Annotated in this window: 22 protein-coding genes and 1 tRNA gene; 13 read left to right on the plus strand and 10 right to left on the minus strand. The window is 65.8% G+C overall.

Annotated elements, in window-relative coordinates:
- Positions 1-12: 12 nt before the first annotated feature.
- Positions 13-3,492 (minus strand): mechanosensitive channel MscK, encoded by a 3,480-nt coding sequence (gene mscK / locus IOC61_RS00550; RefSeq protein ID WP_195686959.1) that lies wholly within the window; start codon positions 3,490-3,492, stop codon positions 13-15.
- 123 nt (positions 3,493-3,615) lie between these two features.
- Here mscK and IOC61_RS00555 point away from each other — a divergent pair, with 123 nt between their 5' ends.
- The 4 genes from IOC61_RS00555 (at position 3,616) to IOC61_RS00570 (ending at position 5,772) form a co-directional block, all read left to right on the plus strand.
- Positions 3,616-4,674 carry a phospholipase A gene (locus IOC61_RS00555; protein ID WP_195686960.1) on the plus strand — a complete coding sequence of 353 codons (1,059 nt, stop codon included), beginning with the start codon at positions 3,616-3,618 and terminating at the stop codon, positions 4,672-4,674.
- Positions 4,675-4,758: 84 nt separating this feature from the next.
- Positions 4,759-5,082: a DUF883 family protein gene (locus tag IOC61_RS00560; RefSeq protein ID WP_195686961.1), complete on the plus strand. Its 324-nt coding sequence runs from the start codon at positions 4,759-4,761 to the stop codon at positions 5,080-5,082.
- Complete coding sequence (locus IOC61_RS00565) at positions 5,082-5,489, plus strand: phage holin family protein (protein WP_195686962.1); 408 nt, start codon at positions 5,082-5,084, stop codon at positions 5,487-5,489. Before IOC61_RS00560 ends, IOC61_RS00565 begins: the two co-directional genes overlap by 1 nt.
- A complete protein-coding gene (locus IOC61_RS00570) occupies positions 5,479-5,772 on the plus strand; it encodes a YqjK family protein (RefSeq protein WP_195686963.1) in 294 nt (97 codons plus the stop codon). Before IOC61_RS00565 ends, IOC61_RS00570 begins: the two co-directional genes overlap by 11 nt.
- Before the next feature lie 27 nt (positions 5,773-5,799).
- On the opposite strand, the gene IOC61_RS00575 is transcribed toward IOC61_RS00570, so the two are convergent.
- Entirely contained in the window at positions 5,800-6,288 is a 489-nt protein-coding gene (locus IOC61_RS00575) for a barstar family protein (RefSeq protein ID WP_195686964.1), read from the minus strand.
- Complete coding sequence (locus tag IOC61_RS00580; RefSeq protein WP_195686965.1) at positions 6,285-6,662, minus strand: ribonuclease domain-containing protein; 378 nt, start codon at positions 6,660-6,662, stop codon at positions 6,285-6,287. Before IOC61_RS00580 ends, IOC61_RS00575 begins: the two co-directional genes overlap by 4 nt.
- Positions 6,663-6,826: 164 nt before the next feature.
- On the opposite strand from IOC61_RS00580, the gene IOC61_RS00585 reads away from it, so the two are divergent.
- From IOC61_RS00585 to IOC61_RS00595, 3 genes are read left to right on the plus strand one after another with little or no spacing between them, the layout of a single operon-like run.
- On the plus strand, positions 6,827-7,237 hold the full coding sequence (locus tag IOC61_RS00585; RefSeq protein WP_195686966.1) for a DUF883 family protein: 411 nt from the start codon (positions 6,827-6,829) through the stop codon (positions 7,235-7,237).
- 2 nt (positions 7,238-7,239) lie between these two features.
- Positions 7,240-8,655, plus strand: coding sequence for an amidase (locus IOC61_RS00590; RefSeq protein WP_195686967.1), 1,416 nt, complete (start codon positions 7,240-7,242; stop codon positions 8,653-8,655).
- Between the two features lie 53 nt (positions 8,656-8,708).
- A complete protein-coding gene (locus IOC61_RS00595; protein ID WP_195686968.1) occupies positions 8,709-9,110 on the plus strand; it encodes an ectoine synthase in 402 nt (133 codons plus the stop codon).
- Here the strand turns inward: IOC61_RS00595 and IOC61_RS00600 are convergent.
- Positions 9,107-10,282 (minus strand): NAD(P)/FAD-dependent oxidoreductase, encoded by a 1,176-nt coding sequence (locus IOC61_RS00600; protein WP_195686969.1) that lies wholly within the window; start codon positions 10,280-10,282, stop codon positions 9,107-9,109. The genes IOC61_RS00595 and IOC61_RS00600 overlap by 4 nt on opposite strands.
- A gap of 248 nt (positions 10,283-10,530) precedes the next feature.
- Between IOC61_RS00600 and IOC61_RS00605 the strand changes: the two genes are divergently transcribed.
- Positions 10,531-11,625 (plus strand): efflux RND transporter periplasmic adaptor subunit, encoded by a 1,095-nt coding sequence (locus tag IOC61_RS00605; protein ID WP_195686970.1) that lies wholly within the window; start codon positions 10,531-10,533, stop codon positions 11,623-11,625.
- A complete protein-coding gene (locus tag IOC61_RS00610) occupies positions 11,625-14,738 on the plus strand; it encodes an efflux RND transporter permease subunit (RefSeq protein WP_195686971.1) in 3,114 nt (1,037 codons plus the stop codon). Before IOC61_RS00605 ends, IOC61_RS00610 begins: the two co-directional genes overlap by 1 nt.
- Positions 14,739-14,882: 144 nt before the next feature.
- On the opposite strand, the gene IOC61_RS00615 is transcribed toward IOC61_RS00610, so the two are convergent.
- Positions 14,883-15,326, minus strand: a complete 444-nt coding sequence (locus IOC61_RS00615; RefSeq protein WP_324254663.1) for a DUF3617 domain-containing protein — start codon at positions 15,324-15,326, stop codon at positions 14,883-14,885.
- Between the two features lie 201 nt (positions 15,327-15,527).
- On the opposite strand from IOC61_RS00615, the gene IOC61_RS00620 reads away from it, so the two are divergent.
- A tRNA-Ser gene (locus tag IOC61_RS00620) sits at positions 15,528-15,615 on the plus strand.
- A gap of 205 nt (positions 15,616-15,820) precedes the next feature.
- Here IOC61_RS00620 and IOC61_RS00625 read toward each other — a convergent pair.
- Together IOC61_RS00625 and IOC61_RS00630 are read right to left on the minus strand one after the other, a co-directional pair.
- On the minus strand, positions 15,821-16,717 hold the full coding sequence (locus IOC61_RS00625) for a mechanosensitive ion channel family protein (RefSeq protein WP_195686972.1): 897 nt from the start codon (positions 16,715-16,717) through the stop codon (positions 15,821-15,823).
- A 140-nt stretch (positions 16,718-16,857) separates the two neighbouring features.
- Complete coding sequence (locus IOC61_RS00630; protein ID WP_195686973.1) at positions 16,858-17,361, minus strand: lactoylglutathione lyase family protein; 504 nt, start codon at positions 17,359-17,361, stop codon at positions 16,858-16,860.
- Between the two features lie 105 nt (positions 17,362-17,466).
- Between IOC61_RS00630 and IOC61_RS17855 the strand changes: the two genes are divergently transcribed.
- Together IOC61_RS17855 and IOC61_RS00635 are read left to right on the plus strand one after the other, a co-directional pair.
- A complete protein-coding gene (locus IOC61_RS17855) occupies positions 17,467-17,595 on the plus strand; it encodes a LysR family transcriptional regulator (protein ID WP_324254664.1) in 129 nt (42 codons plus the stop codon).
- An 81-nt stretch (positions 17,596-17,676) separates the two neighbouring features.
- The gene (locus tag IOC61_RS00635; RefSeq protein WP_324254665.1) at positions 17,677-18,333 is read left to right on the plus strand and encodes a LysR family transcriptional regulator substrate-binding protein; all 657 of its coding nucleotides are present in this window, start codon (positions 17,677-17,679) and stop codon (positions 18,331-18,333) included.
- 29 nt (positions 18,334-18,362) lie between these two features.
- Here IOC61_RS00635 and IOC61_RS00640 read toward each other — a convergent pair whose 3' ends face one another.
- Positions 18,363-19,316, minus strand: a complete 954-nt coding sequence (locus IOC61_RS00640; RefSeq protein WP_195686974.1) for a LysR family transcriptional regulator — start codon at positions 19,314-19,316, stop codon at positions 18,363-18,365.
- A gap of 214 nt (positions 19,317-19,530) precedes the next feature.
- Here IOC61_RS00640 and IOC61_RS00645 point away from each other — a divergent pair, with 214 nt between their 5' ends.
- Positions 19,531-20,529 carry an NADP-dependent oxidoreductase gene (locus IOC61_RS00645; RefSeq protein WP_195686975.1) on the plus strand — a complete coding sequence of 333 codons (999 nt, stop codon included), beginning with the start codon at positions 19,531-19,533 and terminating at the stop codon, positions 20,527-20,529.
- A 98-nt stretch (positions 20,530-20,627) separates the two neighbouring features.
- On the opposite strand, the gene IOC61_RS00650 is transcribed toward IOC61_RS00645, so the two are convergent.
- Both IOC61_RS00650 and IOC61_RS00655 read right to left on the minus strand, forming a co-directional pair.
- Positions 20,628-21,134: a YiiD C-terminal domain-containing protein gene (locus IOC61_RS00650; RefSeq protein WP_195686976.1), complete on the minus strand. Its 507-nt coding sequence runs from the start codon at positions 21,132-21,134 to the stop codon at positions 20,628-20,630.
- A 1-nt stretch (position 21,135) separates the two neighbouring features.
- On the minus strand, positions 21,136-21,696 hold the full coding sequence (locus IOC61_RS00655) for a nitroreductase family protein (protein ID WP_195687037.1): 561 nt from the start codon (positions 21,694-21,696) through the stop codon (positions 21,136-21,138).
- Positions 21,697-21,818 lie beyond the last annotated feature (122 nt).

A 21,818-nucleotide genomic window follows, 5' to 3' on the forward strand; every position in this document is an offset into this window, starting at 1 on the left:
CGGCCAGGCGATTCAGCGGCCACCATCCGCCTCCCCATCCAGGCCACCCTCGCCCGCACCATCGGCATCCCCCGTCTCGATGTCTCCCGGATCACCGTAGGCCCCGGGGGCCGGATATTCTTCGACCGGCCCGGCGGCGCCTCGGCGCTCGACCCTGCGCTCCACACCATCGACGGCACGATGCAGTCGAACATCGAGCTGATTGAAGGCGATCTCGATACCGTGTTCGGCAAACAGCTCGCCGACCCGCGAATTGATCTCGTCGGTGGCAAATAACCGATCCCCCAGGGCGTTGACGAAGATACGCAGTTCGAAATCGAGGGTGCTCGCACCATAGGCCATGAAGAAGACCTGGGGCTCCGGGTCGGCCAGCACGCGCTCGCTCTCCTCGGCGGCCTGACGCAGCAGGCGGTGCACCAGGCGAGGTTCGGAGCCATAGGCCACGCCGTAGGTCAGCACCACACGGGTGACGGTATCCGAGAGCGACCAGTTGATCAGCTGGTCGGTGACGAAGGTCTTGTTGGGGATGATGATCTCCTTGTTGTCGAAGTCGGTCACCGTGGTGGCGCGAATGCGGATTCGACTCACCGTGCCGGTGAGGTTGCCCAGGGTCACGGTATCGCCGATGCGCACGGGTCGCTCGAAGAGAATGATCAACCCCGAGACGAAGTTGGCGAAGATCTCCTGCAGCCCGAAACCGAGCCCCACCCCCAGCGCCGCCACCAGCCACTGCAGCTTGTCCCAGGAGACCCCCAGGGTTCCCAGAAACGACACCAGGCCGGTGCCGATGATGGTGTAGGAGAGCAGCGAGGTGATGGCGTAGGCGCTCCCCTGCTTGAGCTCCAGACGCGACAGCACACTGACCTCCAGCAGCCCCGGCAGGTTGCGTGCCAGCATCATGGTCAGCGCCACGATCAGCAGCGCGGTGAAGACGTCCGCCACCGTCAAGGCGTCGGTGACCAGGTCGTCGCCTTCCCCACCCCATATCGCCACCTTCTCCAGATAACCGAGCACGGTCAGCAGGTCGGCCCACACCAGGTAGAACAGCAGCACGAAGCCGATCAGCAGGAGCAACTTGGAGAGCCTCAACGACTGCTGATTGATCTGCTCCATGTCCAGGGGCGGCTCCTCGACGACCTCGGGGCCGCCTTCGGCCCCCTCCTTTCCCTCGGCACGGCGGCGGGCCAAGGCGCGACGAAACGCCAGGCGGCGCGCCGCCACCGCCAGCCCTCGCACCACCGAGGCCTCGACCAGAATCCATAACCCCAGCAGATAGAGCGTGATCACGAAGCGGCCAATCAGGCTTAGCGCGGTATACTCGAACCCGCTCACCACCAGCCCGATCAGGATCAGTGGCACACCCGCCATCGCCAGTCCCAGCACCAGGCGAAACAGCTTGAGCCCGAAGTAGGGCGCATGGGCCATGATCAGCCGAGCTATCTTCACGCTCATGACCATCAGCCCCAGCAACAGCAGGCCCAGCGCCACCGGACGATTGCTCAGGCCAAACTCCGACTCACGGGCCAGGGTGGCGATCCCCAGCACCGGCACCAGGGCAATCCCCAGCCAGCCCATCTGCCGATAAAGGCGCAGGGCGTAGTCCGCCGGCCAGTGGAAGTGGGTCGTGGCCACACCATCAGGGACCAGCAGTCGGCGCGACCAGGCCACCACGCCCCAGGCCAGGGAGAGCTCCAGTCCGGCCTTGCCCAGTGCCTGGGCGGTATCATCCCCACCGAACAGCAGTGCCAGGCTGGCCCCCGCCAGCAACAGCGGCCCCGGTGCGGCCATCAACGCATTGAACACTATCGCCAGCGGCGTATGCAGCTGGGTATCGCTGCGCAGTCGCCCGATCTGCTCATGCAGCTCGGCCAGGCGCGCCTGGATGCGCCGACGCTTCCACAGCAGGACTGCGGCCAGCAGCAGAGGCAGCGATCCCGCCAGGGCGCCCACCGAGGGGAGACTCCAGGTGGTGGGCAACGCCTGTCGCCATTCGCCTTCCCGCCACTCCAGGGCAAGGTTGTTGGGCAGCTGGCGCAGCCAGGCCAGCCCCAGTGGGCGCGTGCTAGCGACCCAGAACAGCTGCTCGTCGATGGTGTCTCGCAGCCCCTGGGTCGTCTCCGTCAGCTGCTGCTGATTCAGCTGCAGCTCGATGGCCGAGCTCAGCAGGCTGCCGTAGGTCTGTTCGAGACGGTCGACCAGCTCCCGACGCGACTGATATAGCCGCTTCAAGGAGTCGACCAGAGCTTCGCTGCTCGCCACCCCGGCCTCCTCCAGGCGCTGCCGGGCCAGGCGCTCCCCCTCGCGCAGCTGATCACGCTGATTCGCCAGATCGAACTGGCGAAGTCGCAGATCGGCGATCTCATCCTGCAGGTCGCGCCGCGTGGTGGCCTGAGGCAGTGCACGCCGCTGTTCACGCAGGATACGCGCCAGCAGGGTCGAGCCACGAATCGCCTCAATCTGCTCGGTGAGGCTGCGCTCTAGCTGACGCACCTGATCAAGCTGACTACGCAGCGTGAGGTTATCGCGCACCAGCACGCTGCTACGATCGTTGGCGCGCAGCAGCTCCTGACTGAGGGCTAGGTTCACCTGCTGGGCACTCACCAGCACCGGATGCCCCTCCTCCAGCAGCGGGTCGTCTCTTACCGCATCGGCGATGGCCTGCTCCGACGCCATCCGCCGCTTGCGCTCGATGACATTCTGCAACAACGCAAGCTTCGCCTCCTGGCGTGACTGCTGGCGCGTCAGGAGCTCCTGGCGCTGCTGGTCCAGGTCGCGCAGGCGGCTGTTGGTAGCCAGCTCGCGCTGGTGATAGAGCAACCGCGCCTCGGCCAGGGCACGAGCCACCTGTCGTCGCCAGCGCCTGGGGTCATCCGCGGGGATATCATTGACATCCAGCTCGTCGAGGTCGCGTCTCGCCTGCTCGACCCGACGCATGGCCTCGGCGATGGCCTGCTGAGCGCGCTCGGGCAGGGTCTGGCCCGTCAACAGCTGCGCGTTGACCTCGGCGAGGCGATCCTGAAGACGCTGCAGCTCCACGACCGCCCGCTGCTGGCGTGCTTCCAGTTCTTCAAGAGAGAGCTCATCCAGCTCGGCGGCGGTGGCTCGACCGCTAGCGGCTTCATCTTCCAGCTCACGCTCCAGACGCAACAGAACCTCGGGCGCCTGATCCACTCGCGCTTCAAGCGCTTCTCGGCGCTTCTCGACCTCGTCCAGGGCATCGAGGTCGGCGAGTGTGGCGTTGAGAAGCTCGATCGTGACCTGTTCCTCACCGGAAGGGCCCGTCTCGCCGGCGCGCTCCTCCAGAGCCGTCAGCTGCTCCTCCACGGCGGCACGCTCGGGCAGTGGCTCCTGCTGGGCCAAGGCCGGCCATGCCATGGCCAGCAGCATCCACCCCAGCAGAATACATCCCAGTAACCTGCAGAGCGCTGGGTGCCCTCTGCCCTGCCTGGCACTTCCCGTTGTTGCCGTCCTCACGCCCCTCTCCCGTTGCATCTTCCTGGCTGTCGATTCTGTGCTCCCTTCCGCGGCAAGGCAATCGTGATTCCCTCAGGCGGTTGACTTGTCTTCCGGGCGTGGTAGAACGATCATCCAGCCCTTTCTACCCTGGAAAACCACATGCGCCCGCCGATTCGCACCGCCGCCCTTGCCTGTCAGGCTCTATTGATCGTCGGCACGGCTCAGGCGGCACCGGACTCGACCAGCCGCGCCGAGCTGGAGGCACGCCTGGCCGAGCTTCACACCGAAGCCGCTGCAGTGCAGGCCAGGCTCGATGCCATGGATGCCCAGCCAGTCGATGACATACCGAACGCCAGGGAGTTCGTCTGGCCCCAGGAGCAGCTAGCCCCGGCCGATGTTGCCGTGGCCGAAGCCGCCGGCCGGCGTCAGCTGGAGCAGGCCTCGAACCGCAACCCCTATGCCATCACCGCCTACCGGCGCAACTACCTGTTTCCGCTCACCTACAATCGAAAGCCGAACCACGCTGCCTATGCCGACCTTACGGGTGAGGGGGGGATGGAGCGCAGCGAGCTGAAGTTTCAGTTCAGCGCCAAGGTCGCGCTTGCCGAGGGTTTGTTCGGCGATACCGGTGATCTCTACTTCGCCTATACCCAGCGCAGCTGGTGGCAGGCCTATAACACCGACGACTCCTCGCCGTTCCGCGAGACCAACTACGAGCCCGAGATTTTTCTCAGCGCCGACAACGACTGGCAGGTGCTTGGCTGGGCCAATATACGCAACCGCGTGGCCATCAATCATCAGTCCAACGGCCGCTCCAACGAGCTGTCGCGCAGCTGGAACCGCCTCTACCTGGAGACGGTCTTCCAGCGTGGCAACTGGGCGGTAAGCCTGGCGCCGCATTATCGCCTGCCCGAAACCACCGGGGATGATGACAACCCCGATATCGAACGCTACATGGGCTATGGCGACGTCACCCTCGCCCGGCGTTTCGGAGAGGACGAGCTCAGCCTGCTGCTGCGCGGCAACCCCGGGGCCGGCCATATGGGGGGGCAGCTCGACTACTCCTGGCCGCTCTTCGACAGCAGAGTCCGTGCCCATGTACAGTACTACCATGGCTACGGCGAGAGCCTGATCGACTACGATCAGGTCACTCAACGCCTCAGCCTGGGCTTCAGCCTCAACCCGCTGTTTGCGCCCAATAGCGGCATGCTGCGCTAGCCCTGACCGGCCTGCCGGCACTCTGCCAAGCCGCATGCCGGCTGCTATGCTGGACCTGTCACCCACCGTCACAGGAAGACCCGAATGGCAAATCGTAATCAGGTAACCAACGCGCAACTCAAGGAAGACCTGCAGCACCTCACCCAGACCATCGAGGAGATGGTCAGTGCCACCGCCGATGATTCGCGCGGCAATATCAAGGAGCTGCGCGAACGTGCCGAGAAGCGGCTCAAGGAGACCCGCGATCGGCTCGAGGCTCGCGGCGAACGCCTCTATGGTGATGCCCGGGAGACCCTCGACCATCAGGTCGATGCCTGTGACCGCTATGTCCGCGACAACCCCTGGACCAGCATCGGCATCGGCGCCGGCGTAGGCATCGTGATCGGCATGCTGATCGGGCGGCGCTGATGGCAGCCAGCCAGGGACCGGCTCAGCGTATCTTTACCGCCGGCAGGCGCCTGCTGGGCAGCCTGCTGGCCAGCGGCGAGACACGCCTGCGTCTCGCCGTGCTGGAGCTGGAAGAGGAGCGCGCCCGCCTGGTCGGCATGCTGCTACTCGCGGGCCTGGCACTGATCCTGTTGCTGCTCGGCATCGCGGTACTCACCACCCTGGTGATCGTGTTCTTCTGGGACAGCTACCGCCTGACCGCCATCGCCGTCAGCGCGGGGGTCTTGCTGTCCAGCGGCCTGCTGCTATGCCTGCGAGTCATGCAGCTGGCGCGCAGGCGTACCCTGCTGGCCAGTACCCTCAAGCACCTCGCCACCGACCGTGAGCTGCTGGAGCAGGAGCGCAAGGAGGGTCGACATGACAGCTGACAACGAAGCGCCACTCAGCCGAGCGCAACGCAAGGCCGAGCTGGAGGCACGCATCGAACAGCAGCGGGTGGACATTCTGGTCGCGGCCAACCGCTGGCACTCCGCCTCCGAGTCGATCGACAGCGGCTGGCATGCACTGATGCGCTTCAAGGTTCCCCTCTATGCCTTGGGGGGAGTGCTGATGCTGGGGATCGGCAAGAATCATAGTCGGCTAATACGCTATGGTCGCCGCGCGACCGCCAGCGCCCTGATGTTCAACCGCCTGCGTCGACTGCTGAGCTAGCGCGTCGCAGGCATTATCCTCGGCGACTCACCTCGCGCCTGGTCCCAGTGGCCATTCCGGCGCCGTCCGTAGCCCGACTGTGACCGGCGTCTCGCTGACAATCAACGTAACCAGCGCATGACCGCGGGCCGCCCAGTGCTCGGCGGCATCCCGCATCAACTCGACGAAGACCGCCATGGCGGCCTCATCGGCGGGTGCCGCGGGCACCAACACCACCAGGGCCCGCTCCTCGCCCCAGTCAAGCTCCGTCAGGCAGTCCCAGGCGGCATCCCAGTTACGCCCGAAGTGGTCGGGAAAGGCCAGGCTCGCCGCCAGGCCATCGAGCAGCGCCTCGCGACTCCAGTATTGCGCCGCCGGCAGCCTGCGCCAGTCGCCCCCTGCAACGGCAGCCCCCCTCTTCTCGCTCACCGACACGACAGGCGTCTCGATCCGCGCCGCATCCAGACGGTACACCCCGGCGTGGGCCGGATCGCTCAGATAGCGTGCCAGAACCTCACTCTCACTCGTTGTGCTCAACGTCGACCCTCCAGTACCCGAAACGAGTCGTAGTGGTCATCGGTGTAGTAGAAGACCTCGGGAGGCTTGCCGCCGGTCACGATACGACGAGCACCGCGATGGTCCAGGCCCGGCGTCTCCACGGTGTATTCGCGATAGTAGCCCCGCGGCTCCTTCGGCAGCCTGCCCTCGCGGTTGAAGAAGGTCGTGCCATCCTGGGAGTGGGGAAAGGGACCGCCACGCTCGATCAACCGCAGGGTCGCCTCGATCTGCGTCTGCCCCGGCAGGCGCTGCTCCACGACAGGGAGCTCCGCACTGCCGCGCCCCTCCCACTGCCCCTCGAGCCAGGTGAGCCCCGCCAGGGCCAGCAGCGCGATCAATAGCACTTTCTTCATCGTCCGGGTCTCCGATCGGCCTAACGGCTCCATGATGCCGCGGGATGCCGAAGGCAGCCAGCGGCTAGGGTGATCCCGGGGGTGATCGCTTCCACCAACCCCCTTTTAAGCTGCTCAACGCCTGCTATGCTGGATCTGAACTCACCGTCACAGGGAAGAGCTCGATGGCACAGCAACGCAACACTCGATCCCGGGGCACCCGCGAACAGGGAAAGCAGAACACGCGCTCCCGCAGCACAGCCAAGTCGACCGGCCAGTCGCGCACCCAAGAGTCCACCGCCCAGCTCAAGGAGGACCTGCATCAGCTGACACAGACCATCGAGGAGCTGATCGGCGCCACCGCCGACGACTCCCGCAGCAATATCAAGGCGCTTCGCGATCGCGCCGAGAAGCGTCTCAAGGAGACCCGCGAGCGGCTGGAGTCCCGCGGCGAGCGCCTCTACGGGGAGGCCCGCGACACCGTGGACCACCGCCTCGATGTCAGCGACCGCTACGTTCACGACAACCCCTGGACCAGCCTCGGCATAGGTACCGTTTTCGGGGTCATCATTGGAATGCTGCTAGGAAGGCGCTAACCATGAACGATACCGACCTCGGCCAGATGACGGCCGACCAGCTGATCGAACTCTACCGCACCGGCAAGACCTCCCCGCTGGAGGCCACACGTGCCGCCCTGGAGCGCATCCAGCGCTTCGATGGTCAGGTCAACGCCTTCACCCATGTCGATAGCGAGGGCGCCGAGCGCGCCGCCAAGGCCTCGGCACGCCGCTGGGGCCAGGGTCGGCCTCTGGGCAAGCTGGATGGCATTCCGGTCACGCTGAAGGATCTCACCGACGTGGCCGGCATGCCGTCGCGCGAAGGCTCGCTCACCACCTCCGACGCCCCCTGTGAGCACGACGCACCGCCGTCAGCGCGACTGCGCGAAGCCGGGGCGGTGCTGCTGGGCAAGACCAACACTCCCGAGTTCGGCTGGAAGGGGGTGACCGACAATCGCGTCTTCGGCGCCACCTGTAATCCCTGGGATACTCGACTCACCCCCGGGGGCTCCTCGGGCGGTGCGGCGGTCGCCGCCGCTCTCAACATGGGAGTGCTGCACCAGGGGGGCGACTCCGGGGGCTCCATCCGCATCCCGGCGGCCTTCACCGGGGTCTTCGGCTTCAAGCCTACCTTCGGCTGGACGCCTCAGTGGCCACCCGCCAAGGAGCCGACCCTGTCGCATATCGGGCCACTCACCCGCACCGTGCGGGATGCCGTGCATATGCTCAACGCGATTGGTCGCTACGACTACCGCGACCCCTACGCCACGCGCGGTCAGCCCGAGGACTGGGGGGTGGACCTCGACAAGAGCCTCAAGGGGTTGCGAATCGCCTACTCGCCCGATCTCGGCTATGCCAAGGTCGATCCGCAGATCGCTCAGCGAGTGCGCGAGGCCGCCGAGAAGCTCGAGGCGCTGGGGGCCGAGGTCACCGAAATCCACCCCGGTTTCGAGTCGCCGATCGATATCTTTCGCCGCCTGTGGTTCACGGCATCGCTGGAGCTGTGGTCTCAGTGCGACGAAACACAGCGTCAGCAGCTCGACCCGGGATTGGTCGACAACGCGCGTCGTGCCGAGGAGTGGTCGGCGGTGGACCTGTTCCGCGCCCTGGCCGACCGTGCGCGTCTCACCGAGCAGCTGGAGCACTTCAATCAGCGCTACCACCTGCTGATGACGCCCTCGGTGGCCATACCGCCCTTCGAGGTAAACCATCAGGTCCCTCCCGGGAGCGACATGCGCGACTGGGAGGAGTGGGCCCCCTTCTCCTACCCCTTCAACCTCAGCCAGCAGCCGGCGGCGTCGATCCCCTGTGGCTTCACCGACGCCGGACTGCCGGTAGGCTTCCAGCTGGCCGGCGGCAAGTTCGACGATATCCGTGTGCTGCGCGCCAGCCACGCCTTCATGGAAACCCATCCGCCACGCTTCCCCTCGATTCCCGACCCCTCCCAGGAGGTCTGAATCGCTCGCAGGAGGTCCCGGCCACCACCCAGCATCGTCACAGGAGGCGCACCATGATCGTTCGTACCCACAAGGATGCCGAAGACAACGCCATCGACGAGGAGAAGTTCATCAGCCGACGCTACACCCTGCGCAAGGATGGCATGGGGCACTCGCTCCACGAGACCACCATCAAGCCCGGCCAGGCTCTTCACATGTGGTATCGCAACCACAAGGAGAGCGTGATCTGCATCGAGGGTCGTGGTCAGATAGAGGATCTGACCGAGGGCGGAAAATGGGACCTGGAGCCCGGCGTGATGTATGCCCTGGACAAGAATCAGCAGCATATTCTCAGCAGCGAGAAGGGCATGACCGTGCTGTGCGTGTTCACGCCGGCGCTGGTTGGCCCCGAGGACCACGACGAGCAGGGCAGCTACCCCCTGCTGGATGACGACGGCAGCGTTCTGCAGCGCTAGAGGCTTGATCCGCAGGCCACACCGCTGGCCCAGGCCCACTGGAAGTTGTGGCCCCCCAGCTCGCCGGTCACATCCAGCACTTCCCCGATGAAGCGCAGCTGAGGCAACCCCGCCACCGCAAAGTCCCGTGAGGATACCGCACTGGTATCCACCCCACCCAGGGTCACCTCGGCGGTGCGCCACCCTTCGGTGCCGGCGGGCTTGAGGCGCCAGCGATTAAGCGCCTCGGCCCACCCCTGCAGACGCGCATTGCCACACTCGGCCAGCACGCCGTCATCGTTCTGCCACTCCACCAGCGCCTGGGCGAGACGCCTGGGCAGGCGCTCGCCCAGCCAGGTAGAGAGGCGCCGCTTCGGTGTCTCCTGGCGCGCCGCACACAGCGCGGCGAAGGCGTCCTCGCCGGGCAGCAGATCGATCACGATCTCGTCACCGGGCTGCCAGTGACTGGAGACCTGCAGCATGGCCGGGCCCGACAGGCCGCGGTGGGTAAACAGCATGGGCTCGCGATAGCGTCCTTCGCGGCAGCTGGCCTCCACCTCGCAGCTCACCCCCGCCAGCGCCTCCGCTCGCGCCTTCCACTGTGATGTCAGGGTGAAGGGCACCAGCGCGGGGCGCGTATCGGTCACCTCCAGCCCGAACTGGCGGGCGATCTCGTAGCCGAAGCCGCTGGCCCCCATGGTGGGGATCGAGAGGCCACCGCTGGCCACCACCAGCGCCCCGGCATCGAACGTGCCGGCGGAGGTCGCCAGGCGAACGCCCTCCCCCAGGCGCTCCACCGAGTCGATACGCGTCTTCAGGCGGATCTCCACTCCCGCCCAGTCACACTCGGTCAGCAGCACACGCAGGATCTCCTTGGCGGAATCGGCGCAGAACAGCTGCCCCGGGGCCTTCTCGACATACTCGACCCCATGGCGCTCGACCAGCTCCAGGAAGTGCTCGGGCCGATAACGCTTGAGCGCCGAGATGCAGAAGTGGGGATTGCCCGAAAAGAAGTTGGCCGGCGTGGAGTTGAGGTTGGTGAAGTTGCAACGCCCGCCACCGGACATCAGGATCTTCTTGCCGGCCTTGTTGGCATGGTCCACCACCAGCACCCGCCGCCCCGCATAGCCGGCATTCAGGGCACACATCAGCCCAGCGGCGCCGGCGCCGATCACCACTACATCGTATGTCACCCTGCTCTCCTCTCGGCCATTGCCCGTACCGCCTGCGGCGAGGCGCGCATTCTAGCAGCCCCATCGCCGGGCGCCGAGAGTGGCCAGTGGTGTACAAGCCTTGTACATTTGAATCCCTTGGGCGACACACCGGCTTGTGAAAAGCGGGTTGTGAAAAGTTGCCACACTCTCATGGCCACGCCCGAGTAAGCTATTCGATAACGCCGTTGATCGTTGCCCGACCACCGCCTACCGACAAGATTGCCCACATGCCGCTACGCTTCCTCCTTCGTTTACTGCCCCTGTTGCCGGGTCTGCTGCTGATGGTTGCCTCACCGCTACAGGCGCAGCAGCCCACGGCGGTGATCGCCGCCGAAGCGCACCTGGACGCCTGGTCCGACCCACTGGCGTCGCTGGGAACCCTGCGCGCCGATGAGAGCGTCACGCTCTCCGCCACGGTGACCGATGTCGTGGCACAGCTCAACTTCCGCGATGGCGAGGAGGTCGAGGCGGGTCAGCTGCTGGTTCGCCTGGCCGATGACGAGGCCCAGGCCGACCTGCGTGCCGCCCAGGCGTTGCGTGAGGAGCGCCGCAATGCCGTCAATCGCCTGACCCAGCTGCAGCAGCGCAACCTGGCCCCCCGGGGTGACCTGGAGGATGCCCGTTCACGGCTGCGTCAGGTCGAGGCCGAGATCCAGGCCCTGGAGGCACGGCTCAACGACTACCGTCTGCGGGCCCCCTTCGGCGGTCGCGTGGGCTTTCGCAACGTCAGCGTGGGGACCCTGGTCACCCCGGGCACCGAACTTGTGACCCTGGACAAGCTCGACGTGATGAAGCTCGACTTCACCCTGCCGGAGCTGACGCTGGGCGAGATCTCCCCGGGGCTGGCCCTGAGTGCCACCAGCGCCGCCTATCCGGACACCCTCTTCGGCGCCGAGATCGCCAGCATCGGTACCCGGGTCGATCCGGTGAGCCGCAGCGTGAGCGTGCGGGCATTGATCGACAACCCCGAGGGCAAGCTGCGCCCCGGGATGTTGATGAACGTGGTGGTACAGCGTGAGGCTCGCCAGGCCCTGGTGATCCCCGAGTCGGCGCTGATCCCCGAGGGGCGCCGTCAGTACGTGCTGACCCTGACCCAGGATGACGAGCATCGCGTGACGCGTCGCGAGGTCACCATCGGCGCCCGCCGCAAGGGGGAGGTCGAAATTCTCGCCGGCCTGAAGGCGGGACAGCTGGTGGTGGCCCACGGGACCGAGCGGGTACGCGACGGCCAGCCGACCCGCCTGCTGGGCATTCTCGACGACACCACCAGCGTATCCGAGCTGCTGCGTCGGGACCGTGATGCCAAGGAGGCCAGCGGCTGATGCGCCTCTCCGATCTCTCCGTTCAGCGGCCGGTACTGGCCACGGTGCTGGCCGCCCTAATCGTGGCCTTTGGCCTGCTCGCCCTTCAGCGTCTGCCGCTGCAGGAGTACCCCACCATCGACCCGCCCATCGTCAGCGTCAACACCGGCTACCCCGGCGCCTCGGCCAGCGTGGTGGAGGCGCGTATCACTCAGGTGCTGGAGGATCGTATCGCCGGAGTCTCCGGTATCGAGGTGATCTCCTCCTCGAGCCGGGACGGGCGCTCCAGCATCAACATCGAATTCGGCCTCGACCGGGACATCGATTCGGCCGCCAACGATATCCGCGACCGCATCTCCGATGCCGCCGGCAACCTGCCCGACGAGGCCGACCCTCCCGAGGTGGAGAAGGCCGACTCCAGCTCCCAGGTCGTGATCTGGCTATCGCTCTCCGGTGAGGGCTACACCATGGCCGAGCTCACCGATTACGCCAACCGCTACCTGGTGGACCGTTTCTCCATCCAGCCGGGGGTCTCGCGCGTCATCATCGGCGGCGGGCGCGAGTACGCCATGCGCGTGTGGCTCGATGCGGATGCCATGGCCGCCCGTGGCCTCACCGCCGGTGACATCGAGGATGCGCTGCGGGCCGATAACGCCGAACTCCCCGGAGGCTCCCTCGAGTCCAGCGAGCGACAGTTCATCGTACGCCTGCCACGCGGCTTCGCGACGCCCGAGGATTTCCGCCACCTGGTGCTGGACAAGGCCGACAACGGCTATCTGGTGCGCCTGGGTGACGTGGCCCGGGTGGAGATCGGCGCCGTGGAGGAGCGCACCATCTTCCGCGGCAATGGCACGCCACTGGTGGGCCTGGGCATGGTCAAGCAGTCCACCGCCAATGTGCTGGAGATCTCCCGCGAGGTGCAGGCCGAGATGGCGCGCCAGCAGCCGAAGCTGCCCGAGGGCATGACCCTGGCGCTCAACTTCGACGCCTCGATGTTCGTCGAGGGAGCCATCTCCCAGGTGGTGGAGACCCTGTTTATCGCCATGGGCCTGGTGGTGGTGGCGATCTTCCTGTTTCTGGGCAATCTGCGCACCACCCTGATCCCCGCGGTGACCGTGCCCATCGCCCTGATCGGCACCTTCGGTGCCCTGGCCATGATGGGCTTCACCATCAACCTGCTCACCCTGCTGGCCCTGGTGCTGGCCATCGGCCTGATCGTCGATGACGCCATCGTGGTGCTGGAGAACATCCATCGGCGCATGCACGACCATGGCGAGACCCCGCTGGTGGCGGCGTTTCGCGGTACCCGCCAGATCGCCTTCGCCGTGATCGCCACCACCCTGGTACTGATCGCGGTCTTCGTGCCGCTGAGCTTTCTGCAGGGCGATATCGGCCGACTCTTCTCGGAGTTTGCCCTGACACTGGCCGCCGCCGTGGCCATCTCCAGCCTGCTGGCGCTGACCCTGACGCCGATGATGGCATCCAAGCTCCTCAAGACGAATATGCACGAGGGCCGCCTCGCCCGTGGCGTGCAGTGGGCACTGGAGCACTCTCGCTGCATCTACCGTCGCCTGCTCGAGCGCGCCCTCAAGCTGCGCCTGCTGGTGATGGCACTGCTCGTCGCGGTGATCGGCGGCATGCTCTGGCTCAACGCCGAGCTACCCAACGAGTACACCCCCAAGGAGGACCGCGGCAACTTCTGGGTGCTGGTCAACGGCCCCCCCGGTGCCACCTACGACTACATGCTCGACTATATGGACGAGATCGAGGCACGACTGCTGCCGATGGTCGAGGGCGGCGAGGTCGATCGCGTGCTGGTGCGCGCGCCACTCGGCTGGGGCAATATCGAGAACTTCAACAGCGGCTTCGTCATCATCAACCTGGCCGACTGGGGCAGCCGCCGTTCCGCCTGGGCGATCATGGCCGAGATTCGAGGCAAGCTCGCCGACCTGCCCGGCGTGCGCGCCTTCCCGGTGATGCGTCAGGGCTTCGGCGTCAGTGTCGAGAAGCCCGTGCAGTTCGTGCTCGGTGGCGGCAGCTACGAGGAGCTCGAGGCCTGGCGCGACACCCTCTTCGCCCATATCCGCGAGGACAACCCCCGCCTCACCGGGCTGGACAGCGACTATGAAGAGACCCAGCCCCAGCTCCAGGTCGATATCGACTACCAGCGGGCCGCCGAGCTCGGGGTCACCGTCACCGAGATCGGGCGCACCCTGGAGACCCTGCTCGGGGGGCGTACCGCCACTCGCTATATCGATGACGGCGAGGAGTACGACGTCATTCTCGAGGGTGAGCCCGGCGCGCGCCCCAGTCCGCAAAGCCTGGAGAGCCTGCGGGTACGCTCACAGCGCAGCGGCGAGCTGATCCCCCTGGCCAGCCTGGTGAGCCTGACCGACTTCGCCGGTCCCAGCACCCTGAATCGCTTCAACCGGCTGCGTGCCATCACCCTCGAGGCGGACCTCGCCGACGGCTATCCGCTGGGCGAGGCGCTGAGCTATCTGGAGGAGACGGCTCGTGAGCTGCTGCCCCCCGAGGCCCAGACCGACGTCAAGGGGGCTTCTCGCGACTTTCAGGAAGCGAGCAGTGCCACCGGCTTCCTGCTGGGCCTGGGCCTGGTGGTGGTCTTCCTGGTCCTGGCCGGCCAGTTCGAGAGCTTCGTGCACCCCTTCGTGATCATGCTCAGCGTGCCCCTGGCGATCTGCGGTGCCCTGCTGGGGCTCTACGTCACCGGCCAGTCACTGAACATCTACAGCCAGGTGGGACTGGTGATGCTGGTGGGTCTCGCCGCCAAGAACGGGATCCTGATCGTGGAGTTCGCCAACCAGCTGCGCGACCAGGGCTGGGCCTTCCACGAGGCGCTGGTGGAGGCCTCGGTGACCCGCCTGCGCCCCATCGTGATGACCGCCGTTACCACCATGGCAGGAGCGGTACCGCTGATCATCTCCAGCGGTGCCGGTGCCGAGACACGCCTGGTGATCGGCATCGTCATCCTCTGTGGCCTGGCCGCCGCCACCCTGTTCACCCTGTTCGTGGTACCGGTGGCCTACGACCTGCTGGCGCGGCGCACCGGTTCGCCCGGCGACGTTACCAAACGCCTGGAGCGAGAAATGGAGGCCGCCCCGGAAGGACCGTGAACCCACCGCACATCACAAGACGACATTAAAACGACAAAAGAGAAAGCAGAACGGCCACCCGCGGGTGGCCATTCTGGGTTCAAACGTGCCTCGCTCAACCGTTCTGCGCTAGACCGTTCTACACGCAGCTCCGCGACGAGAGAGTCAGCATTCGCCGATACGCTGCCCCTCGACCTCGGTGACCATCTCCATCTCGCCCATCTGCGGCGACTGAATGGTCACTTCGACGCGGCCCTCGGTGGTCTCACCCAGGAAATCCATATGGCCGACGATATCCGCCTGGCCACCCTCGGCCTGGCAGGCCATGCGGTAGTCCATGCCATCGACGCCCACATTATGTTCGATCAGCTCGCAGTTCTCCTCCTCCTCGATCATCTGGAAGTCGGGATCATTGAGATCGCCCTGGGCGATGCACTCGCGGGACGTCTCGGTCTGGTCGGGGAACGGCAGATCACCCGAGACCGAGGTGGTACTGGTGAACTCCCACTCCCCCGGCACGATGTTGGGGGTCTCGGCCAGAGCTGACAAAGGCAGTGCCAGCAGCAGGCCGGCGAGCATGGAGGGTAATGACATCGTACGTAAGGACACGGGACTCTCCCTGTCATGGATTCGCCCCCAGCATAGCGAACCAACGTCCCCAGGCGTACCCCAAGGCAGCACACGGGCCCATCACCGGAGGCGGTTCAGGCAAAACACCGGAAACCGCTTGCATTCGCGCACTTAGGTCGATACTATATGCGCCGTTCTGACGCGAAAGGGCCAACCGCCCCGGCGTGAGAACCACAATACGGAGGGGTGTCCGAGTGGTCGAAGGAGCACGCCTGGAAAGTGTGTAAGTCGAAAGGCTTCGAGGGTTCGAATCCCTCCCCCTCCGCCAAGATTTTTGATCAAGCCGCTGAGAAATCAGCGGCTTTTTCTTTGTCTGTGCCAGCCTCATCGACGCCTGGCTCCATGTTTCCATAGCCCCTTCCCATGGACACTGGGACCTTCCGAGTTGCCTTGGTTTCCAGCCGACCATCAGGCTGTCTCAGATATCAGTGTCATCAAGCAAGAAAGCTGCACAGGACGCCGGACAGGCACCCTCACTCCCCCTCCTCGGGCTGGGCGGAGGCGAGTGGCAGCGGTGAGCCTGACTTGAACACCAACGTACGGTAGGGAAAGGGTATCTCGATGCCGTGCTCGTCGAGAGCACGCTTGATCGCGGCGACCACCTGGTCTCGCGAGGAGCGAATATCCACCGGCTTGGAGCCGGTCCACCAGGTCACCTCGAAGTCGATCGAGCTTTCACCGAAGGCCTTGGCGAAGACCTGGATATCGCGCACATCATCACGCACCGAGTCGACATGTCGCACCGCGTCCCCGATCACCTCCCGGGCGGCATCGACGTCCTCATCGTAGGCGATGCCGACGATGATCGAGGTGCGCCTCACATCGCGGTCGGTGCGCACGATGACCGGGTTCTCGAACAGCAGGGCATTGGGCACCACGATGCGCTGGCCGTCGGTACGCCGAATATGGCTGTCGCGCACGGTGATCAGCTCGACCAGCCCCTCGACCTCATGCTCCTCCACAGCGATGTGATCGCCGATCTTGAACGGTTCGCGCCACAGGATCAGCAGCCCCGCCAGGAAGTTCTCGAAGATATCCTTGAAGGCGAAGCCCACGGCCAGGGAACCCAGCCCCAGCGTGGTTAACGCCTTGGCCGGGGTGACCGTGGGAAAGACCAGGGTGATCGCGACCAGCAGACCGATCAGCCAGACCGTTAGGTGGGTCAGCATGGCCAGAACATCGATCAGGTTGCGTCGCAGGCGCGCCCTTCGCGCCAGTCGGCTCACGAGGGCGCCAAGCAGCCGCGCCATCCCCCAGGTCACCAGGATCAGCGCCACGGCGGCCAGCAGGCGCGGACTAGCCTCGACCAGCCCGCGAAGGTACTGTTCGACCTCCCCCATCAACAGTGGCACGAACTGGATCTGCTCCATGGCCCCGACACCCTCTTATGGCTTGGCGACTCGCCGCGGGGACGATGCCGTACCTCCAGAGTAGCCGGGAATTGGTCGTGCGGGGGTCTCGCCGGCGGCCACGGGACTGGGCGATAGCCCCGTTGCCGTTTCGGCCGGTGTCAGGAGGCGTAGGCCCCGGCGGAGTAGGTCAGCTCATAGCTGTGGCTATAGATCTCGAGAATATTGCCGAAGGGGTCTTCCATATAGACCATGCGGAACGGCTTCTCGCCGGGGAAGTACTCCCTGACCGGCATGCGCTGCTTGCCACCGGCAGCGACGATGCGTTCGGCGAGTCCTTCCACGTCGGGGTCCTGGATACAGAAGTGGAAGATGCCGGTCTTCCAGTACTCGAAGTTGTTCTCGGGAGCCTGCTGCTCCTTGAACTCGAACAGCTCGACGCCGACCCGGTCCCCGGTCGACAGGTGAGCGATACGGAACGACTCCCAGCCCGGCCCGAAGACATCACTGCACATCGTGCCGATGGCGGAGTCGTCCTCGACGATGGTGGTGGGCTCCATGATCACGTACCAGCCGAGAACCTCGGTGTAGAACGCGACGGCCGCCTCGACATCGGGTACCGAAATGCCGATATGCGAGAAGGTGCGGGGATAGGGCTGACTCATGACGAAGACTCCTGTTGGTCGTCCGGGATATGACGTTGGCCATGCTAGGCGGCGCAGGCCATAATCAAAACCACCACCCTCTTATCCCCGTAATAAAAGATACTTATGCTTCAACCTCAGTGGCTGCGCACTTTCGAGGCCGTGGTCGAGCTTGGCAACTTCACTCGTGCGGCCGAGCGACTGGACCTGACCCAGGCCGCGGTCAGCCAACATATCAAGCACCTGGAAACGTGACTCGGGCCACTACTGCTGCGCCAGCCGAGGCAGCTTGAGCTGACTCCCGCGGGTCATGCCCTGCTCGACTATCAGCGAGAGATGCACGCCGCCGACCAGCGCCTGCAACAGCGCCTGGCCGGTGATGACGCCACGCGGGGCGATCTCAGCCTTATCACACCCGGCAGCATCGGCCTGGCGATCTATCCCCATCTGCTGGCCCTGCAGGGCGAAGCGCCCGGCCTCACCATTCGCCATCGCTTCGGCCCGACCGGCGAGGTCATCGCAAGCGTGCTCGACAAGCGTGCCGAGTTCGGGCTCGCCACCCAGCAGCCCGAGGACTCTCGCCTGTCGGTGTCGCTCTTCGCGCGGGAAGCCCTCGAGCTGGTGGTCCCGGCCGGGGAGCGAGTCGAGGGCTGGGCGGACCTGATGCGGCTTGGCTTCATCGATCACCCCGACGGACACGACATGGCCACTCGGCTCTTGAGTCGCTGCTTCCCGGGTAACCCGGGGATAGGCCAACTGCCCTGCCGGGGGTTTACCAATCAGATCGGACTGATTCTCGACCCGGTCGCCGCAGGGCTGGGATTCAGCGTCCTGCCTCGCTTCGCGCGTCAGGCATTCGCACGCCCCGAGGCGATCCGGGTCGTCGAGGACCTGCCCAGGGTGGTGGATTCGCTGTGGCTTCTGCATCGCGCCGAATGGCCGCTCACGGCTCGCGCCACTCACGCCATCGAGTGGCTCAAGGCGCGTCTATAGGTCCTCTTTCCTACATGGTCGGCGCCGACTCACACCGCGGGCAGCCGGCGACGAAGCGCGTGGTAGCGGGTCTCGAGACCCTCGAACAGGGTTTGTCGCAGCCAGGCGTGGCCGGCATCCCCATGGTGGCGCTCATGCCACACCAGCCAGTAGGAGAAGGAAGCCACCTCGAGGGGCAGCCGCCGCAGCGCCAGCGGCCAGTGCTCGAGCACGCTGGCGGCGAGGCAGCCCGGCACACACAGCAGCAGGTCACTGTGCTGGGTGGCCGAGAAGCTCGCCAGGAAGTGCGGCTGACGCAGGCTCACGCGCCGGCTCAGGCCTTGCCGGGCCAGCGCCAGGTCCACCGCCCCACGATCATCACCGCCCATGGTGATCAGCTGGTGATCCGCTTCCAGAAACGCCTCCAGCGTAAAGGCTGCCTCCGGCTCCCGGGCCAGCGGATGCGCCTCGCGCATCACGCAGACGAAATGGTCGCGACCGAGCTCGCGGCCATGCACATTGGCCGGCACCTGGTCACCGAGCACGCAGAGCGCAAGCTCGGGGCCGCCCTCGTCGAGCCGCTGCTCGATGCTGCCGCTATAGGCCTGGATATCCAGCCGCAGATGGGGCGCTTGCCGCTTCAGGGCCTGCCACTGAGGCGCCAGGAAGGCGTGCATGCCATAGTCGGTGGTCGCCAGCTGAAAGCGTCGAGTGGTACTGGCCGGATCGAACTCCGGTGGCGCCAGCAGGGCCCCCAGCTCTTCCAGCAAACGCGCCAGGGGCGGCCCCAGCGCCTCGGCCCTCGCCGTGGGGCGCAGCCCGCGGTGAGTGCGCACGAACAGTGGGTCATCGAAGGCCAGGCGCAGCCGCGACAGGGTCCGCGAGACCGCAGGCTGGCTGAGGTTGAGGCGCTGGGCGGCCCGGGTGACACTGCGGGAGTCCAGCAGCGCGTGCAGGGTCACCAGGGCATTCAGGTCGTGACGAGCGAGATCGGCGAGGTGCATGGGCGTGCATGCCTTGGTGGTGGAGGCTAGGATTTCAATGGCAATGATATCAGCTTGGCGCATATTGCATTTAAGCAACTTGCATTGGCGTGATATCACTCGGGTGGCGTAGCCTAGGGCCACCGCTGACAGCCAGACGCATCGCTGTCAGGCGTCGGGCGTCGAACCGAACGCCCCGATGCCTGCAGAGACCACTGAACTCGAAGGAGGCTCCATGCACAGCCGCTATTTCACCATTCACGAACACCCCCAGGGCATGCCCGACCGCGAGCTGTTCCAGCTCGAGGCGGCGGAGCTACCCGCCCTGCAGGAGGGTGAGGTGCGCATTCGCAACACCTGGCTCTCCGTCGATCCCTACATGCGTGGCCGCATGGATGGTGTCACCACCTATATCGAGCCCTTCACGCTCGGCAAGCCTCTGGAAGGCGCCGCCGTGGGCGAGGTCATCGAGTCCCGGGATTCGCGCTTCAAGGAGGGCGACAGGGTTCGCCATATGGGCGGCTGGCGCGATATCGCCCAGCTACCCGGTGACCAGGTCGAGCCGCTGCCCACCTTCGATGTGCCCCCCCAGGCCTACCTGGGTGTGCTGGGCATGCCGGGCACTACCGCCTGGGTCGGGCTCAACGTGATAGCCGACATGCAGGAGGGAGACAACGTGCTGGTCAGCGCTGCCGGCGGCGCGGTGGGCTCCCTCGCGGTGCAGCTGGCCAAGGCCAAGGGCGGCACCGTGGTCGGCATCGCCGGGGATCCCAAGAAGCTGGAGTGGCTCGAATCCCACGGTATCAAGGCGATCAGCTACCGCGGCAAGGATGCCCGCCAACTGAGCGAGGCGCTCAAGGACGCCTGCCCGGAGGGCTTCGACGTCTATTACGAGAACGTCGGTGGCGACTGCCTGGAAGCGGCGCTGGATAACCTCAGGGTGGGCGCCCGCATCGCCATCTGCGGCATGATCTCACGCTACAACGCCGAAGGTCCCGCCGCCGGACCGGCCAACCTGGCGATGCTGCTGATTCGCCGCGCGCGCATGCAGGGCTTTATCGTCTTCGACCACTGGGAGCATCACAGCGATTTCCTGAACGAATTCGCCCCCCGGGTCGCCAGCGGCGAGATCGACTACCAGGAAACCGTCATGGAAGGCCTGGAGAGCACCCCGGATGCCTTCCTGGCCCTGTTCACCGGGCGCAACCAAGGCAAGATGCTGGTCAAGCTCTAGGTCTTCGGCTTCCTGGCAGGTGGAGTAACCATCGCCAGGGGCAAAAAGATCGGCCTTCGTTACGAAGGCCGATCATGTCGTTCGCGCCGAGCGCTGTCTCAAGCGCGTTCGGCCAGCACCGCGTAGTCGCCGCGTGCCTCCAGGCACAGGGTCTCACCGCACCAGAGTCGCTGCACCAGGGCGATACGCCCGCGCCCCTTCTCATCGAGCCTTGCGGCGAGGCGCTCGGGCCCCTCCTCAGCTTCTGGCAGACACTCCAGACGATAATCGCCGGTCACCGGTGCCAGGAAACGCTGGGTGGCCTCGGCCACCACCACATCCCGGGCGAGGCCGCGACGCCGCAGCCAGAGGGTGGTCCAGCACCAGCCCAGCAGGGTGGTCTGGGCGGCGAGGGAGCCACCGAAGCCGGTGCCCTTGTCATTGAGATTGGGGGTGAGCGCCAGCTCCCAGCCGAGCCGGTCGCCCTCACGGCGCATCTCGCGGATGCCCAGCTGCCGAACCAGCGGAATCGCCTCGCCTAACCAGGCGAGGAATTCGCCGAGGTCATCCTCACCGTCCTGGGGCGGCAGAGGAAGTCGCGGGTGGGGAACGCCGATGTCACGCATCTCAGCGCCAGTGCTCGACGAAGTCGTCGATATCATGCTGGGCGATGGGCTTGTGGCGGCCACCCAGGGTGCCGAGATAGATGAAGGCCACCACCTCGTCATCCTCGTTCAGCCCCAGCCCCTTCCGTACCACGGGGTCGAAGGCGTACTTGCCGCTGCGCCACATGGCGCCAAGGCCCTGGGCATGGGCGGCAAGCAGGATGGCGTGGGCGGCACAGCCGGCCGAGATCACCTGCTCCACCTTGGGTACCTTGGGCACCTCCGGGGTGACCCTGGCGATCACCGCAATCACCATGGGAGCACGCAGCGGCTTCTTGCGGGCAGCGTTCAGGGCGGTATCTCCGACATGAGGGTCCTCACGATACTCCGCCTCGGCGAACAGCTCGCCCAGCCGCTCCAGGCCCTCGCCGGAGAACTCGATAAAGCGCCAGGGGCGCAGTTCCTTGTGGTCCGGTGCCCGCAGGGCCGCCCGATAGATGACCTCGAGCTGTTCGGCGTTGGGCGGTGGCCCCATCAGCTTGCCCATGGAGCTGCGTTCATGCAGCAGCGATATCGCGTCCATCATTAACTCTCCCTTGGCAATCTTGATACGAGAACAGTTCTCGTCACTCTAAATGGTTCTCGCCACTCTAGCAGCGCCCCGCTCGCCTGTCGTGCGAGTGGGGTGCTGTCCTCAACGCCCAT

Origin of the sequence: Halomonas sp. KAO, assembly GCF_015595025.1 — a bacterium.
Taxonomy (GTDB): domain Bacteria; phylum Pseudomonadota; class Gammaproteobacteria; order Pseudomonadales; family Halomonadaceae; genus Halomonas.